10 protein-coding genes are annotated in these 15,196 nt (G+C 68.7%); 6 read left to right on the top strand and 4 right to left on the bottom strand.

Features of this window, described 5'->3' with window-relative positions; genetic code table 11:
* Positions 1–4 precede the first annotated feature (4 nt).
* Genes QSJ34_RS02550 through QSJ34_RS02540 form a run of 3 tightly spaced genes read right to left on the bottom strand, consistent with a single transcriptional unit; the run spans position 5 to position 7,888 of the window.
* On the bottom strand, positions 5–4,753 hold the full coding sequence (locus tag QSJ34_RS02550; protein WP_285569876.1) for an alpha-2-macroglobulin family protein: 4,749 nt from the start codon (positions 4,751–4,753) through the stop codon (positions 5–7).
* Position 4,754: 1 nt separating this feature from the next.
* Positions 4,755–5,714, bottom strand: a complete 960-nt coding sequence (locus tag QSJ34_RS02545; protein WP_285569874.1) for a DUF1175 family protein — start codon at positions 5,712–5,714, stop codon at positions 4,755–4,757.
* The gene (locus QSJ34_RS02540; RefSeq protein WP_285569871.1) at positions 5,711–7,888 is read right to left on the bottom strand and encodes a hypothetical protein; all 2,178 of its coding nucleotides are present in this window, start codon (positions 7,886–7,888) and stop codon (positions 5,711–5,713) included. The genes QSJ34_RS02545 and QSJ34_RS02540 overlap by 4 nt, the downstream gene beginning before the upstream one ends.
* Positions 7,889–8,084: 196 nt before the next feature.
* On the opposite strand from QSJ34_RS02540, the gene hutI reads away from it, so the two are divergent.
* Complete coding sequence (hutI, locus tag QSJ34_RS02535) at positions 8,085–9,293, top strand: imidazolonepropionase (RefSeq protein WP_285569869.1); 1,209 nt, start codon at positions 8,085–8,087, stop codon at positions 9,291–9,293.
* A gap of 143 nt (positions 9,294–9,436) precedes the next feature.
* On the opposite strand, the gene QSJ34_RS02530 is transcribed toward hutI, so the two are convergent.
* Positions 9,437–9,670 carry a DUF465 domain-containing protein gene (locus QSJ34_RS02530; RefSeq protein ID WP_285569866.1) on the bottom strand — a complete coding sequence of 78 codons (234 nt, stop codon included), beginning with the start codon at positions 9,668–9,670 and terminating at the stop codon, positions 9,437–9,439.
* Between the two features lie 149 nt (positions 9,671–9,819).
* On the opposite strand from QSJ34_RS02530, the gene QSJ34_RS02525 reads away from it, so the two are divergent.
* From QSJ34_RS02525 to QSJ34_RS02505, 5 genes are all read left to right on the top strand, one after another.
* The gene (locus QSJ34_RS02525; protein ID WP_285569863.1) at positions 9,820–10,758 is read left to right on the top strand and encodes an ABC transporter ATP-binding protein; all 939 of its coding nucleotides are present in this window, start codon (positions 9,820–9,822) and stop codon (positions 10,756–10,758) included.
* A 52-nt stretch (positions 10,759–10,810) separates the two neighbouring features.
* Positions 10,811–12,271, top strand: coding sequence for an IMP dehydrogenase (guaB, locus tag QSJ34_RS02520; RefSeq protein WP_285569861.1), 1,461 nt, complete (start codon positions 10,811–10,813; stop codon positions 12,269–12,271).
* Between the two features lie 115 nt (positions 12,272–12,386).
* Complete coding sequence (locus QSJ34_RS02515) at positions 12,387–13,679, top strand: dihydroorotase (RefSeq protein ID WP_285569858.1); 1,293 nt, start codon at positions 12,387–12,389, stop codon at positions 13,677–13,679.
* Positions 13,680–13,704: 25 nt separating this feature from the next.
* Positions 13,705–14,592, top strand: a complete 888-nt coding sequence (locus tag QSJ34_RS02510; RefSeq protein WP_285569856.1) for a hypothetical protein — start codon at positions 13,705–13,707, stop codon at positions 14,590–14,592.
* Positions 14,593–14,627: 35 nt separating this feature from the next.
* Positions 14,628–15,155, top strand: a complete 528-nt coding sequence (locus tag QSJ34_RS02505; RefSeq protein ID WP_285569854.1) for a GNAT family N-acetyltransferase — start codon at positions 14,628–14,630, stop codon at positions 15,153–15,155.
* The last annotated feature ends 41 nt before the right edge of the window (positions 15,156–15,196 follow it).

Here is a 15,196-nt window from a genome sequence, read left to right as displayed (position 1 = left end):
TGCCTCATCGCGCACCTCCATCCAGCACCTTGAGATCCGCCCCATCGCAGGTGACCCACTGCCCTTCGTTCGACATGAGGCTCAGCTTGGCGGGACGCAGCCGGTAGCTGCCGGCCATGCCCGCGCGCAGGTGGATGCGCACCACGTGCGTGCCCCAGCTCCAGACGCGGTTGAACAGGAAGGTCACCTTGTCCCCGTGGACCTCGATGCGCGGCTTGGTCCACACATCCGAAGAACCTTCTTCGGTGAAGGCCTTGCCTTCGAGCACGAAGCCCTCCAGCTTCACCGTGGGGTTGAGGCCGCCGGGGATCGGCACTTCGAGCATCACGTAATCCGCGTCGCGATCCGTGTGGAACTGCACCTGCATCCAGGCCTCCTCGCCGGCCTTCAGGGTTCCGGTCCAGGGCTGGCGGACCCAGCCCTGGCGGGCATTGCCGGTCTCCTGTGGCGTCTTCAGGCGCCATAGGTTCCGTGTCACGGACATGCGCAGGGCCGACGATGCCTCGCCCTTGGGCACGCCCGCGGCGCTGCCCGGCACCTGGTAGGCGTAGGTCCACACCAGCAGGCCCTTGCCGCTGGCCGTCACCGTCAACGGTTTCGCTTCGGGCATGGCGTAGCTGCCGGCCCGCGGTTCCCGCGCGTTCCAGCGGCGCGTCTCGGGCCGCTCCTTGAAGTCGAAACTGGGCCCGCCCTGCACGGTCGCCTGGATGGAAAGCGGCCCCCACTCCAGCTTGCGGGTCTTCATGAGGTAGGGCAGCAGGTCCACGATCTGCCCCGTGCTCCAGGTCGAATACCATCCGTAGCCGCGGTATTCCGAAGCCAGGAAGGTCTCGCCCTGACGGATCAGCGGCGACTGGGGACGCATCAGGCACAGGGCCTTCAGCGCCATCACCGTGGGCACCACGTCGCCTGAGGCGTAACTCCACCAGTCTTCGCGACGGCCCTCCCAGCGGGCGAGGCCGCCCTTCAGCACGGCCTTCTGCTCCAGGGCCGAGGCCAGGGCCGCGGCCTTGGGATGCTTCGCCGTGGCGGCTGCGAGGGCCGTCATGGCGTGGACGTGGGCGCCGCTCCACTTGCCGCTCAGCACCTTGTCGGCCGCGCTGTCCAGCAGGCCCGCGATGGGCTCGCCGCACTGGGCCAGGGAGAGCAGCAGGAAGGCCGCGTCGGCCTGGGGATCGGCGGAATGTCCCTTGGGCTTCGCGCCCGCCTGGGCCTGATCCGCCTGGCGGGCCACCTGCTGGAAGAGGTTCATGGCCGCCTGGCGGCCGCGCTGGTAGACGCCTTCGTCCACGGTGTAGCCCAGGCGCTTCATGGTGGCGAAGCTCTGGATGGCGAAGCCCGTGGTGTGGGGATTCGCATCGAGACCGAAGTCGTTGGGCGCGTACCAGCCCCAGCCGCCGTTGGGCTGCTGGTAGCCGTAGACCTTGAACACGCCGTCGCGGATGTTGCGATCCAAATCCGTGAGCTTCTTCCAGTCGAGATCGGGCATGGCGCCCTGCTTCACGAGGTCGGCCACCAGCAGGTTGGGCACGAAGCTCGACAGGGTCTGCTCGACGCAGCCGTAGGGGTAGCCGATGAGGTAGGGCAGCGAGGGCGCGGCCAGGTGCTCGAGGCTGCCGACGGGCGTGAGCACCAGGGCCGCATCGCCCTTGGCGGAAGGCGGCGCGGGCAGCGTGAAGGTCTGCGTTCCACCATCAAGCACCACGGAGCCCGACATGGAGGCAGGCACCAGCTGATCCAGCACGGCGACCTTCTGCCGTTCGGCGTCCTTCAGCCCGCCGCCTTCGACGCGGGCGGTAACCGTCAGCGGCCCGGTCTTGTCCGAGAACAGCGGCAGGGCGAAGCGGAACTCGCCCTGGTCCTGCAGGCTGAAGCTGCCTTCGGGTGTGCCCGAGAAGCGGCCGTTCTGCACCTCGAGCCGGATCTTTCCGCTGATGGGCTGGCCCGAGAGGTTGCGCACCAGCGCGATGGCGCGGGCCTCTTCGCCCACGCTGAGCGTGCGCGGCAGGGTGAGAGCCACCTGCAGCGGCTTGGAGGAAGGCTTGGAGCTGCGCCCCACGCCGACCTTGGTGTCACTCGTGATGGCCGTGGCCGTGGCCCGCCAGGCCGTGAGGTTGTCCGGCAGCACCAGGTCCACGCTGGCCTTGCCGTCGCGGCCCGCGGCCACGAAGGGCGTCCAGTGGGCCGTGTCCTTGAAGTTCTGGCGCACCTTGTCGTCGTCATCGGCCTTGAAGTCGCCGCGCTTCGTCTGCTTGAGGCTCCACACGGGCCGCTGGCGGCGCAGCAAGTCGTGGAAGCTCCAGTCCGTCGAACCCGAGCGCAGCACCCCGTGGCGCCGTGTGGGGTGGAAGAAGCGCACGGGATCGGGATGCAGTTCCTGGCTCAGCGCGTAGATGGCCTCATCCACCACGCCCACGCTGAGGTCGGCGGCGGAGGGTTTGCCGTTGGCATCCGTCACGGCGACGGATACCTTCATCGGTTGCCCCGGCTGGTAGCGCTCCTTGTCCGTGGTCACGGCCACCGTGAGGCGACGGTCGCGCTTGGGCACGCGGATGGGCACTTCCACCATCTGGCGGCGACCTTCGGCCACGATCTCGAAAACGGCCCAGACATTGGGCTGCATGGCCGCGGTGACGGGGATGTCGACGAGGGCCGTGGTGCCCATGACCACGCGGCTCTGCCGCTGGCCGAGGGTTTCGTGCTCCAGCGCCCAGTGGAGGGTGAGCTTGGGCCGGGGCAGCTGCACGAGGATGCGCGCGGTGTCACCGGGCTGGTATTCGGGCTTGTCCGCCGAGGCCCGCAGATCCGGCACGGCCGGCAGCGGCGTGCCTTCGGCGGCCACGGTCATCTGGCGCTGGGCCACCACGGGACGGCCCTTCGAATCGCGCGCCTCGGCCACCAGCAGGAAGGCGCCGCCTTCGGGGATGCTCAGCATGGCCTGGGGACCCGGGGCCGAGGCCACAGTCTCGCCCGGTTTCAGGGCGCTGGGCCGCGACCACCAATAGGCATTGTCCTTTTCGGCGACGATGCGCGCGGCGCGCAGAGTGATGGCCACGCCCGGCACCTCTTTGCCGTCGAGGTCCAGCGCCCTCGCCGTCACCTGGAAGGGCTTGCCGGGCAGGGCCACCTGGCGATCCGCGGCGATCATCAGCACCAGGTCGCCCGCGGCGGCGCGCACCTGGGCCTGCCCGCTGTTGCGCTGCCCCGCGGCATCCGCGACCTTCACCACCATGCGCCAGAGGCCGTCGCTTTCGGCCTTGAAGGTGGGCAGATCCGCCTGACCTTCCTCGTCGAGGTCGACCTGACCGCTTTCCATCAGCTCGGGCGCGGGGCCAGAATCCTCGTCATCCCAGATCCAGCGCACCTTGGGCGGCACGACCTTGTAGAGAAACCAGTCGGCCTTGGCGCCGCGCACCGCAGCGCCGTAGAAGTAGCGGGCGTTGGCGTGGAAGTTCAGTTCGTCGCCCAGGCCCACCTTGGTCTTTTCAGCGCTGACCTTCACCTCGAAGGCCGGCTTCACGAACTGCTCCACCTTGAACTCGGCCTGACCCGGGCCCTGGGGCCCCTGGAAGACGATGCGGTAGAGGCCCAGGCGACCCGCGCCCGGCAGGTTGAACTGCGCTGCGTAGGTGCCGGTTTCGGCGTTGAGCAGCTTGGCCTGGCCCTCGGTGACCTTGGTGTCCTCGGGATCCAGCACGGTGAAGGGCAACGAGGCCGACCCACCGACCACGCGGTTCTCACCATCCTCCACGCGACGGAGGATGGCCTTGGCGAAGACTTCCTGGCCGGGCCGGTAAAGGGGTCGCTCGGTGAAGGCGTAGAGACGCTGGCGCACGGCGGCCGCGCTCTGGCCTTCGCTGGCGAGGATGGCGAGGCTGGCACCGATACGCGCCGTCACCACGCGGCGCACGCCGGGCGTGACGGTGGCTTCGGCCTTGCCGGAGCCATCAAAGGTCAGGGTTTGGATCTTGGTGCCTTCGATGATCTGGCCTGCGGCACCGGCTTTGGGGGCGCCGTCCTTCGCATCCACCGCCTGCACGCGGATGCGCGATCCATCCTGCTCCGAAAGCAGGGCCAGGTCCGTGACCATCCAGGGCACGTAGGCCGCATCGCTGCCCCGCAGCACTTCCACCAGGTAGAGCCCCGCCGCCTGGGCCGGGAGTTCCACCCGGCTGAGGAAGCCGTCGTCACCCGACTCATCGTCTGCGTGGCCCTTCTTCCCGGCGATGTCCTCGCTCACCCGGGGCACGATCTCCGTGACGAAGGTGAGGCCCGGCTGGCCTTCCAAGGGCAGCGCGGAACCCTCGCGGATGTGGGCGGGCGAGGTCTTCGCCGAGGTCAGGCGATCCGTCTGCTTGGCCGCATCGCGCAGCACCTGGCTGGCGGTTCGGTGCACGGTGACGAAGGCGCGCCGGCCGCCCCAGAGCACGGCCTCGCGCAGCACATCGAGGGGATCATCCACGCCCCGGCCCCCTTCGGCGGCGGCCCCGCCGCGCTCGAGCAGCACCTTCTTGAGGAAGGCGTCAGGATCCTCCACGCGGTAGATGCGGATTCGGGCTTCGACGGGAATGGGACCCGCGGCTTCGAGCTGACCGGGCTTGCCCGGAAGCGTGGGCCGGAGCGTGGCGAAGGCGCCGGTCCAGCCGGCCTCACGCCAGGGGCCTTCGGCCGCGCGCTTCTGGGCCGTGCCCGTGGTGGGCAGCAGCAGGAGCACCGGCATCAACAGGGTGAGGAGGGGGCGGAACCAGCGCATATCAGGACCTGGAAAGGGAGGCGGATTCAGAGGTCTCTGCGGCCAGCAGGCGCCAGCGGTAGAGGCCCAGGAAGGCGGGGTTCTCGGGCAGGGGGCGGAAATCCGGATCGGGGTGGTGCAGCAGGTCGTCCAAGCGCACACGGCGGATCTCGCCGGGTTGGCGGGTCATTCCACTGCCTTCGGGGCCCGTGTGGTAGAGCAGTACGGGCGCGCCATCCACATCGGAGCGCACGAAGGCCATCACGTGATCCGGCTGGTTGCGCGCGCCGCCCCGTCCGAAGAAGATCAGGTCGCCCGGCCGGGCCTGCTCGAGATCGCGGCCCAGGGACACGCAGGCCAAGCGGCGCAGGTAGGCGCCCTTGGCGAAGGGCTGGAGCCCTTCGGGCGTGGGGAATCCCTTTCGCCAGTCCCGGGCGAAGGAGGGCGAGGGATCCTGGCCCGGCGCCCCGGTGGTGAAGGCCACCCGCTCCCGCCAGGCTTCCGTGTGCGGGGCCAGGGCCTCGCGGAAGGCGAAGCGGAGCAGTCCGGCGCAGTCGCGCTGGGCGCCTTCCCAGGCGGGGCTGGGCGCCTCCAGTTGTTGTTCCAGCAGGGCGACAAACCAGGTCCGGAAGGCCTCGCGGTCGCCCTCTTCGCTCAAGGCCCATCGAGGTGACGAACCCGAAGCCGGAACGGACAGTGATTGTCGAAATCCCGGCCAGGCGCGGACCATGAGTGTGGCGGGGCCTTCCGCCCCCAGGAAGAACCCCGTTCGCGCATCGCCCCAGGCCGGGCCGCCGCTGAGCGACACGCCCCAGCCCGTGCGCCTCAGGCCCAGCAAGCTGCGGCTCTCCACGCGGACGTGCCGGATGGGATTGGCGGGATCGAACTCCACCACCGCCCGGTGGCGGACGGGCACCAGGGCCGCGCAAGCGCCCAGGGCCAGCGCGGCCGAGGCCGCGCCCAGAAGGCGAGTGGGTGTCATCGGGGCCGGCCCTCCAGACCCGCGGCGGTCCAATTCCATTCCAGGTGCACCGGCCCCATGGCCTTCAGCGCGCCCAGGAAGGGGCCGAGGCTGAAGGCCAGTTCCGAGGCGGCCTCGTCCTTGCTGGTCGTTTCGCCGATCCACCAGCCGCTGCTGGTGCGACTGCGGAGGAAGGCGAGCAGGAGGTTCTCCAGTTCCTTCGAGGCGCGCGCGCCGTCGATGTCCATGCGGGCCCAGGCCTTGGATTCCGTGTCGGCGAGGGTGGGCGCCTGGCCCTGGAGGCCCGCCGCCACGGCCTTCACGGCGGCCTCGTCCGTGCCCAGCACCAGCACGTCGGACACGACGCTCCAGGCAGGACGGAAAGCCTGGGCCGTCATCATCCGGTGGATCTCGGTAGCGCCGAAGGCCTGCTTCTGGTTCTGCCCCTTGAACAGTTTCGGCAGCAGCTTCTTTAGGAGGTTCTCCACCTGGATGCGCTTGGCCCCCTGGACCGGCAGGGCGAGGGCCAGGCTGGGCGTCATGCCGGGTTCACCGAAACCGCCGAAGGCCGAGATCTTCCCGTCGCGCTGCTCCTGCATGGCCCGCCAGGGATCCTCGCGGCGCAGCCTTCCCAGTTCGGCCAGCGAGGCCTTTTCGGGCCCGCTCAGGCCCGGCGCGCTCACCCATCCGTTCCAGAACAGGGCCGCGCCGCGGAGGTCCAGGCAGCCCTGCAGGGCGGCCACATCCTGGCGCAGGGAGGCCCGCTGTCGCTGACGATCCTGTGCCTTGGCCTGGGCCTCCTGAAAAGCCTTCATCTGCTCTGGGTTCAGGGCCCTTCCCCCATCCGCGAACTCAGGCATTTGGGGCATCCGGAAATCCGCGGTGTCGTCCACGCGCAGGATCGCCTCCACCAGTTTTTCCGTCGGGCCCGCGCCCAGCGAGACCGACAGGGCCCCGGTGCGGGGTGCCGCCTTGGCGATGAAGGGATTGGGCCAGGTGCCCTGCTGGAGGTTGGCCATGCGGCGGCGCAGGGCCTGGTTCTCGAAGGCCGCGTCCGCGCCGATGCGCGGCGAAATCCAGAAGGAGAGTTCCGTCTCGGGCGCCATGGCCGACAGGGCCACCCGAGCCCATTCCCGCCGCTCGCCCAACGTCGGCTCGGGGCCGGGAAAGAGCAGGGCGCGCAGGGGCGCTTCGCGGTCGCTGATCCAGGTGCCCTCGGCCTTCTGGATCAGGTGGAAGACACCTCCGGATCCGCGCAGTTGCTGCACTTCCGTCGAGGTGCCGAAGCCCGTCCAGGTCGCCACGCGGGAGCGCGCCCCCGAGCTGGTGGGATTCAGCTTGAGCAGGGCCATCATGAGCTGGGTGCGCCCGGGCAGGTCGCCGGGAATGAAGACCAAGGTGCCCTGCAGGTTGCGGTTCCCTTCTCGCTCCGGGCCGTAGTGCAGCACCCAGGCCTCGCGGTTGGCGAGGGGTTCCAGGGCCGGGGAGGCCTGCTTGAGCCAGGGTTCCAGATGCCTCACGAGGAACCCGGCCCGGCTGCCCTGGGCGAGGGCGGGCACGATGCCCATGGACGCGCCTGCCGCAGAAGCGCTGCTGCCTCCCGCGAGCGACACCAGGGTCTGGAGGCCCGGCCGCAGCTGCTTCAGGTGGATGAGCACGCCGGGCTGGGCGGCCTGCTCCAGGCCCTTCGGCAGCGCCGCAGTGCCCGTTTGCGAGAACAACACGGGACTCGGAATCCACTGGAAGCGCCAGCTGCCCTTGTCCAGATGCAGGCCCAGGCCGTGGGTCCAGGGGCGCTCCACGCGATCGGCGGGTCCCAGGTAGGCGTAGGCATCCGCGCCCGGCTGGCGGTAGCCGCGCAGGTAGAGGAACTGCGCAGCCTCGGCGCCACCGTTCTTGAGGGCCTCGCCCGCCCAGGAAGCCACCGGCCAGCCTGTCAACGCCCACAGGGCCGCCCGCCGCTCGCCGGGCTGTCGCAGCCGCGTCAGGGCCTCGGCCCGCTGATCTTCGGAAGGCGCCTGGCCCCATTTCTTGCCGGTCCACTGTGAATGCCCCTGGGCGTCGTAGTGGGAGACGGTCCAATTCCGGATGCGTTCACCGGCCCAGGCCGGAACCTGGCCTCCGCTCTGGGCCGCCGCCGGCAGCGCCGCGCAGATCGTGGCCAGCAGGCAGGCTGCCTGCGCGAGGTGTCGCATCCCCATTTCCCTGCCCAGCACTGGAACCTCCGGTGTCGAGCGATGCTAGCAAGAATCCGGCGCACAGGAAGCTTCCGGTTGTAAAAAGGCCGCTCCCGACTGGAAGCCCCGAAGGCCACCGTGCCTTTGGTCACCAAGCGGCACCGGACCCATTTCACTCCCGAACTCCTCTCAGTCGCCCTGGCAAACTGGATGCATGGCTGATCGTCGCGTGCTCACGAACCTCCGGGGCCTGTTGACCCCCGACCCCGCCCGGACCTGGGCGGTGGACCGCATTCCCGATGCGGCCCTGGCCCTGCAGGACGGACGCGTGGCCTGGCTGGGCCCCGCCGCGGACCTGCCCGCCACCTGGGCCGATGCGCCCCGGGTGGACGGCGGCGGCGCCTGGGCCACGCCCGGCTTCGTGGATCCGCACACCCACCTGCTCTTCGGGGGCAACCGCTCGGGCGAATTCAACCGGCGCCTGCACGGCGTCAGCTACCAGCAGATCGCCTCCGAAGGCGGCGGCATCCGTGAAACCGTGCGCGCCACCCGCAGCGCCACCGTCGAGGAATTGGTAGCCTCCGGCGAAGCGCGCCTGAAGGCCTTCCGCGAACGCGGCGTCGTGCATCTGGAATGCAAGACGGGCTATGGGCTCGAACTGGAGGCGGAATCCCGCCTGACGGCCGCCTACGCCGAACTGAAGCAGCGCGGCTGGAGCCTGGACGTCACCCTCCTTCCCGCCCACGACCTGGCGCCGGAATTCAACGGCGATGCCGAGGCCAATGCCCGCGCCGTGGCCGAGGATTGGCTGCCCGAGCTGGTGCGCCGTCATCCTGGCGTCGCGCGGTTCTGTGACGTGTTCGTGGAAACGGGCGTGTACAGCGCCGATCAGGGCCGCCGCATCTTCGAAGCCGGCAAGCGCCTGGGGCTCCTTCCCCGCGTGCATGCCGATGAACTCACCCGGACCGGCGGCGCCGAACTGGCCGCGGAGCTGGGCGCCGCCAGCGCCGACCACCTCATGTTCTGCAGCGAGGCCGGCATGAAGGCCATGGCCGAGGCCGACGTCACCCCCGTGCTGCTGCCGGGCACCACGCTGTTCCTGGGCATGCGCGACTGGGCGCCCGCACGCAGGATGATCGAGGCCGGCTGCCGCGTGGCGCTGGCGACGGACTTCAATCCGGGGTCGTGCCCCTGCGTGGATCCCCTCACCATCCTGCGCCTGGGCTGCCTGCAGCTGCGCATGACCTTCGAGGAAGCCTTCACCGCCATGACCCTCCACGCCGCGCGCAGCCTGCGCCACGGCGACCTGGGACACCTGCATCCCGGCGCCAAGGCCGACGTGCTGCTCTGGGGCGTGAACGAAATGCTGGAACTCATCTACTGGGTGGGCGAGCCCTACCGGCCCAGGTTCCTACCTGCGTGATTCCGAACGGACGGCCCCGTCAATAAAACGCCAACCGCAGAGAACGCGGTGAAATCCCCGCCGGGTATGACCGCGCCATCGGACAAGACAAAAAACGAAGCCCCGGGCCGATTCCCGGGGCTTCTCCTACGAGTGCGGGCGGCCTACTGTTCGGCGCGCTTGGAGGCCTCCTGCACGATGTGATAGATCCGTTCCTTGGCCCGCAGCTTGATCTTTTTCAACTCCACCTCTTCAAGGGATTCCTTGGCTGAGAGGCTGGGCTTCCTCTGGAGATCACCCAGCCGCGAGTCGGCGGACTTGTGTTCTTCCATGAGCTTGCGGAATTCAAAGTGTTCCTTCATCAGGCGCTCCTGAAGATCTGGGCGCAGGAAATCCATGACTCCTCCATGCCATGGCGGGGCTGGTTCGAGCCCCGCAGGGTGATTGGGTGGCCCAAGGTTAGGACCGCATTTTGGGGCGTCAAGCCCTATTCGGAGCACCTTTGGATCTCCTTTGGAAACCATTACTTCCGTGCGAACCTTTGAACATGTCACTCAGCATCAATGGCTTGGTCCTGAAGCGGGCGGACGGGGTGCGCCTGCTGGGCCCCCTGAGCCTGAACTTGGCCCCCGGGGACCGGCTCGGGCTGGTGGGCGAGAGCGGATCCGGCAAAAGCCTGCTGGCCCACGCCTTGTTCGGCGCCCTTCCCAAAGGCGTTCTTCAGGCAGAGGGCAGCTTCAGGGTTTTCGGCATCGGCCTGGACGGGACCCGATCCAAACACAACCTCACCTGGGGCGGGCGCCTGGCCTGGGTGCCCCAGGACCCGCTCGCCGCCCTTCATCCAATGCTCAGCCTGCGCGAGCACCTGGCCCTGCTTCCGGGCCTCCAACGGAGGGAGCCCCCGGAGACGGCGCTGGGAAGGCTCTCGCCCCTTCTGGAGCGGCTTCGCCTCCCGGCGGACCGGGCCTTCCTGGACCGGTTTCCCCATCAGATCAGCGGCGGACAGCGCCAGCGCGTGTGCCTCGCCATGGCCCTCTCCTGCGATCCCGAGCTGCTGGTGCTGGACGAGCCCACCACGGCCCTGGACCCGCTGGTTCAAAGGGATTTCCTCGATCTGATGCTGGGCCTTCAAAAGGAGCGGGGCCTGGGCTACCTCTGGATCACCCACGACCTGGCCGTGGCCTCCCAGGTCTGCGACCGCCTGCTGGTGCTCTACGGAGGCGAGCTCCTGGAAGCGGGACCCGCCCGCGCCCTGCTCGCGACGCCGCGCCATCCCTACACCCACCGCCTCCTGGAAGCCGCCCGGCATCAGCCTTCCACGGAATCGGGCTTCCTTCCGGCCCCCCAGGATCGCGCCGAAGGCTGCCCCTTCCAGCCCCGTTGCCCGCGCCGGCAGAACGCCTGCGGATCATGGGGGCCCTGGCGCGGAGATCCGGATCACGGGCTGCGCTGCGAGCGCCCGCTGGAAGGCACAGGCCAGCCGTGAGACCATGGGTTGCAAGGTCCCGCAGGTCGCGGGTCCGGATCCTGGAATCCCCATGCTGACCTTGCCCCTGATGCGCGCCCTGACCTTCGACGACGTCCTGCTCGTTCCGGGTTACTCGGAAGTCCACCCCAACCAGGTGGATCTGAGCACTCGGCTGACCAAGGACATCTCCCTGCGCATCCCGTTAGTATCGGCCGCCATGGATACGGTGACCGAAAGCCGCATGGCCATTGCCCTGGCCCAGCTGGGCGGCATCGGAATCATCCATAAGAACCTCAGCCCCGAGCGCCAGGCCGAGGAAGTGGACAAGGTGAAGCGCTCGGAATCCGGCATGATCACCGATCCCATCACCATCGAGCCCGACGCGCCGATCCGCGACGCCGAGGCGCTCATGGCCAAGTTCCGCATCAGCGGCGTGCCCGTGGTGGAAGGCCACAAGCTGGTGGGCATCCTCACCAACCGCGACCTGCGCTTCGAAACGCGCTGGGACATCCCCGTGCGCGAGGCCATGACCAAGGACAACCTGGTTACCGTGCCCGTGGGCACCACCCTGCAGGAGGCCCGCGCCATCCTGCAGAAGCACCGCATCGAGAAGCTGCTGGTGGTGGACGGCCAGGGCCAGCTCAAGGGCCTCATCACCGTCAAGGACATCGAGAAGTCCATCGAATACCCCAACGCCTGCAAGGACAGCCTCGGCCGCCTGCGCGTGGGCGCCGCCGTGGGCGTGGGCAAGGACCTGCTGGAGCGCGCGGGCGCCCTCGTGGAAGCCCAGGTGGACCTGCTCTGCCTCGACAGCTCCCATGGCCACAGCCAGGGCGTGCTGGACGCCGTGAAGGCCCTGAAGCAGGCCTTCCCCAAGATGCCCGTCATCGCGGGCAACGTGGCCACTTACCAGGGCGCGAAGGACCTCTGCGCCGCCGGTGCCGACGCCGTGAAGGTGGGCATCGGGCCCGGATCCATCTGCACCACCCGCATCGTCACCGGCGCGGGGATGCCCCAGATCACCGCCGTGGCCGAGGCCGGCCGCGCCTGCCGCGAGGCCGGCGTGCCCTGCATCGCTGATGGCGGCATCAAGTTCAGCGGTGACGTGGCCAAGGCCATCGCGGCCGGCGCCAACGCCGTGATGATCGGCAGCCTCTTCGCCGGCACGGACGAGGCCCCGGGCGAAACGATCTTCTACGGCGGCCGCACCTTCAAGGCCTACCGCGGCATGGGCTCCCTGGGCGCCATGAAGCAGGGCAGCAAGGACCGCTACTTCCAGGAAGGCAAGGACGACACCAAGCTCGTGCCCGAGGGCATCGAAGGCCAGGTGCCCTACAAGGGGAAAATGGGCGACCTCGTCACCCAGCTCATGGGCGGCCTGCGCGCGGGCATGGGCCTCAGCGGCGGCAAGAGCATCGCCGATTTCCACGAGAAGGCCACCTTCGTCGAGATCAGCGGCGCCGGCCTGAGGGAAAGCCACGCCCACGACGTGATGATCACCAAGGAAGCGCCGAACTATCGGATGGAGTAGGCTGGAAAAGGAAAGAACCGCCAACCGCCGAGAACGCGGAGAACGCTGAGTAGAATGAAGGTATTCCTCCGCGCTCTCTGCGTTCTCTGCGGTGAGACATCCCTTGGAGCCTGCCATGCCGCTTCTGGTCAAGAACGTCCGCCTTGTCGATCCCGCTCAGAACCTCGACGGGCCCGGCGATCTGCTGGTGGCCGAGGGCAAAGTGGTGGCGATCGGCGCGGACGCGGTCTCCCATCCCCAGGCGAAGGGCGCGGAAATCGTGGACGGCGGCGGCGCGGTGCTGGCGCCGGGCTTCGTGGACCTGCACGTGCACTTCCGCGAACCGGGGCAGACGCGCAAGGAGAGCATCGAGACCGGCAGCCGGGCGGCCATCGCCGGCGGCTTCACCTCCGTGTGCGCCATGGCCAACACCAAGCCCGTGAACGACAGCGTCGCCATCACGGAGATGATGCTCACGAGGGCCGCCAAGGCCGATCTCTGCCGCTACTTCCCCATTGGCACCGTGAGCCGCGAGATGAAGGGTGAGGAGCTGGCCGACATGGGCACCCTCAAGGCCGCGGGCTGCGTCGCCTTCTCCGACGACGGCCTGCCCATCTCCAACGCCTCGCTCATGCGCCGCGCGCTCGAATACACGCGCTGGCTGGAAGTCCCCGTGGTGGCCCACGAGGAGGACAGGGATCTGGCCGGCAAGGGCTACATGCACGAGGGCGCCGTGAGCGCCTCGCTCGGCTGCCTGGGCATCCCCGCGGCAGCCGAAGAGGCCATGGTGGCCCGCGACATCGTGCTGGCCGAGCACACCGGCGGCCACCTGCACCTGGCCCACCTCAGCACCAAGGGTTCCATGCGCATGGTGCGCGAGGCCAAGGCGCGAGGACTCAAGGTCACCTGCGAAGTCACGCCTCACCACTTCGCCCTGTCGGACAAGGAGCTGATGAAGTTCGACAGCGACTACAAGATGAACCCGCCCCTGCGCACCGAGAGCGACATCCTGGCCGTGCTCGAAGCCATCGCCGACGGCACGGTGGACGCCATCGCCACGGATCACGCGCCCCACGGCTGGGATGACAAGGAAGTGGAACTGCCCATCGCCGCCTTCGGCATCATCGGCCTGGAAACTGCCCTCCCCCTCACGCTGGAGCTGCTGGTGAACCGCAAGGTCATCAGCCTGTCGCGCGCCGTGGGTCTGCTGGCCTGGGAGCCCGCCAAGGTCTTCCACCTCGACCACCAAGGCCTCGGCAGCCTCAAACCCGGCGCCCCCGCCGACTTCGTGCTCTTCGATCCGTCGGCCAGCGTCCAGGTGGACCGCGCCTTCATCCAGTCCAAGTCCTACAACACCCCCTTCAAGGGCTGGAGCCTGCCCGGCAAGGTTCTCGGCACCTGGGTGGGCGGGAAAAAGGTTTGGGGCTGATCCCGTTTCATCAGGACCCGGGAACATGAGACGCCTCGCTGCGATCGGCTTCCTTTTCGTCTCCGCCTGTTTCTCTTTCGCGCAGGTGGCGGGGATAGGTCCCGCCCTCCCCTCGCCCGAGGTCTACCTGGTGGGCGCGATCCACAACATGCACTTCGATCCCCACCATCATTACGCCCTGCAGGATCTCCAGGCCCAGATCCTGGCCCTGAAGCCGGATCTGATCTGCGGCGAGATCACGCCCGAGGCCTTCGAGCGGCCCATGGAAGGCTACTTCCCGCCCGAAGCGGCCTTCCTCGCGGCCATGGCGCCCCGCTGGAAGATGCGCTTCGTACCGGTGGATTGGCGCATGGATTCAGACCTCCAGCAGAAAGCCGAAGCGGAGGAGCCCGAAGCCATCTCCCGGCGCGTCGCCGAACTGGACCAGGCCTTCGTCGGAGGCATGTCCGAATTCAAGGGCGACTCCCTCTACGACTACCTCCACAGCCCAGCGACCCTCGCCCTCATCGACGAGAAATTCGAGAAAGTGATCGGAGACCGTACGGTCGCGGATGTAGCGGCGGGCAGTTGGCATGAGCGCAATCGACGCATCGTGGACAACGGCCTCCGGGCTGCGGGAACGGCGCGCAGGATCGTCTTCGTGTTCGGCGTCTCCCATCTGCCCCAGCTGGTGCGCCAACTGAAGGCGCGCGGCATCGAAGCGAGCATCCCTCCGCGCCGCTTCACGCCCGGCGGGCCCCAGAAGCTGCCCGCCGAAGTCCTGGCACGCTGGTCGAAGAACCTGGAGAACCTGCGGGCCGTCCGCGACGGGAGGCTCGCCGTGGCCGAGGACGACGCGCGCAAGGTCCGGAACAGCCGCCGCATCCAGGACCTGGAGCAGGCCCTCCAATCCACCGCCTCGGCCAGGCCCTGATTCCACCCGCATCCCGACCTCCTGCCCGGACTCCCATGAGCACTGACCCCTCGACGTCCTTTCCCCTCACCCGCCCCCCCACACGTGTTGCCGGGCCCTCCGATATCGACGAGATCGTCCGTGTCACCAACCGCGCCTATGTGGCCGAGCAGTTCTGCCTCAAGGGGGATAGGACCGACGCGGCGGATGTCAGCACGCGGATGCGGGAGGGGCGCTTCCTCGTGATCGACGACCCCGCCCAGAAAGGCAAGCTCTGGGGCCTCGTCTATGCGGCGGTATCTGGAAACCGCGGCTACCTCGGCACCCTGTCCGTGGATCCGGCCTTCCAGGGACAGGGCCTGTCCAAGGCCCTCGTCTCGGCCGTGGAGGATCACTGCCGGCGCGCGGAATGCCTCTTCCTGGACATCACCGTCGTCCACCTCCGGAAGGACCTGTTCCCCTTCTACACGAAGCTCGGATTCGCGCCCATGGACGTCCTGCCCTTCCCGCGGCCCGAGAAGATGCTTCAGCCCCTGCACCTGGTGCAGATGACCAAGCCCCTCCATCCCCTGGAGGCGCTGTAGGCCAGCCTTCAAACACGCTCGGCACGGCCCTGCTCTCGAGC

The sequence above is a fragment of the Geothrix limicola genome (assembly GCF_030268085.1).
GTDB lineage: Bacteria > Acidobacteriota > Holophagae > Holophagales > Holophagaceae > Geothrix > Geothrix limicola.
This window is presented reverse-complemented; position numbering and strand designations above follow the sequence as displayed.

What these genes read in the sequence shown, in the direction of transcription:
- QSJ34_RS02550 (WP_285569876.1), bottom strand. Translation starts at nt 4,753, where the DNA reads ATGCGCTGGTTCCGCCCCCTCCTCACCCTGTTGATGCCGGTGCTCCTG.
- QSJ34_RS02545 (WP_285569874.1), bottom strand. Translation starts at nt 5,714, where the DNA reads ATGACACCCACTCGCCTTCTGGGCGCGGCCTCGGCCGCGCTGGCCCTG.
- QSJ34_RS02540 (WP_285569871.1), bottom strand. Translation starts at nt 7,888, where the DNA reads ATGCGACACCTCGCGCAGGCAGCCTGCCTGCTGGCCACGATCTGCGCG.
- hutI (WP_285569869.1), top strand. Translation starts at nt 8,085, where the DNA reads ATGGCTGATCGTCGCGTGCTCACGAACCTCCGGGGCCTGTTGACCCCC.
- QSJ34_RS02530 (WP_285569866.1), bottom strand. Translation starts at nt 9,670, where the DNA reads ATGGATTTCCTGCGCCCAGATCTTCAGGAGCGCCTGATGAAGGAACAC.
- QSJ34_RS02525 (WP_285569863.1), top strand. Translation starts at nt 9,820, where the DNA reads ATGTCACTCAGCATCAATGGCTTGGTCCTGAAGCGGGCGGACGGGGTG.
- guaB (WP_285569861.1), top strand. Translation starts at nt 10,811, where the DNA reads ATGCTGACCTTGCCCCTGATGCGCGCCCTGACCTTCGACGACGTCCTG.
- QSJ34_RS02515 (WP_285569858.1), top strand. Translation starts at nt 12,387, where the DNA reads ATGCCGCTTCTGGTCAAGAACGTCCGCCTTGTCGATCCCGCTCAGAAC.
- QSJ34_RS02510 (WP_285569856.1), top strand. Translation starts at nt 13,705, where the DNA reads ATGAGACGCCTCGCTGCGATCGGCTTCCTTTTCGTCTCCGCCTGTTTC.
- QSJ34_RS02505 (WP_285569854.1), top strand. Translation starts at nt 14,628, where the DNA reads ATGAGCACTGACCCCTCGACGTCCTTTCCCCTCACCCGCCCCCCCACA.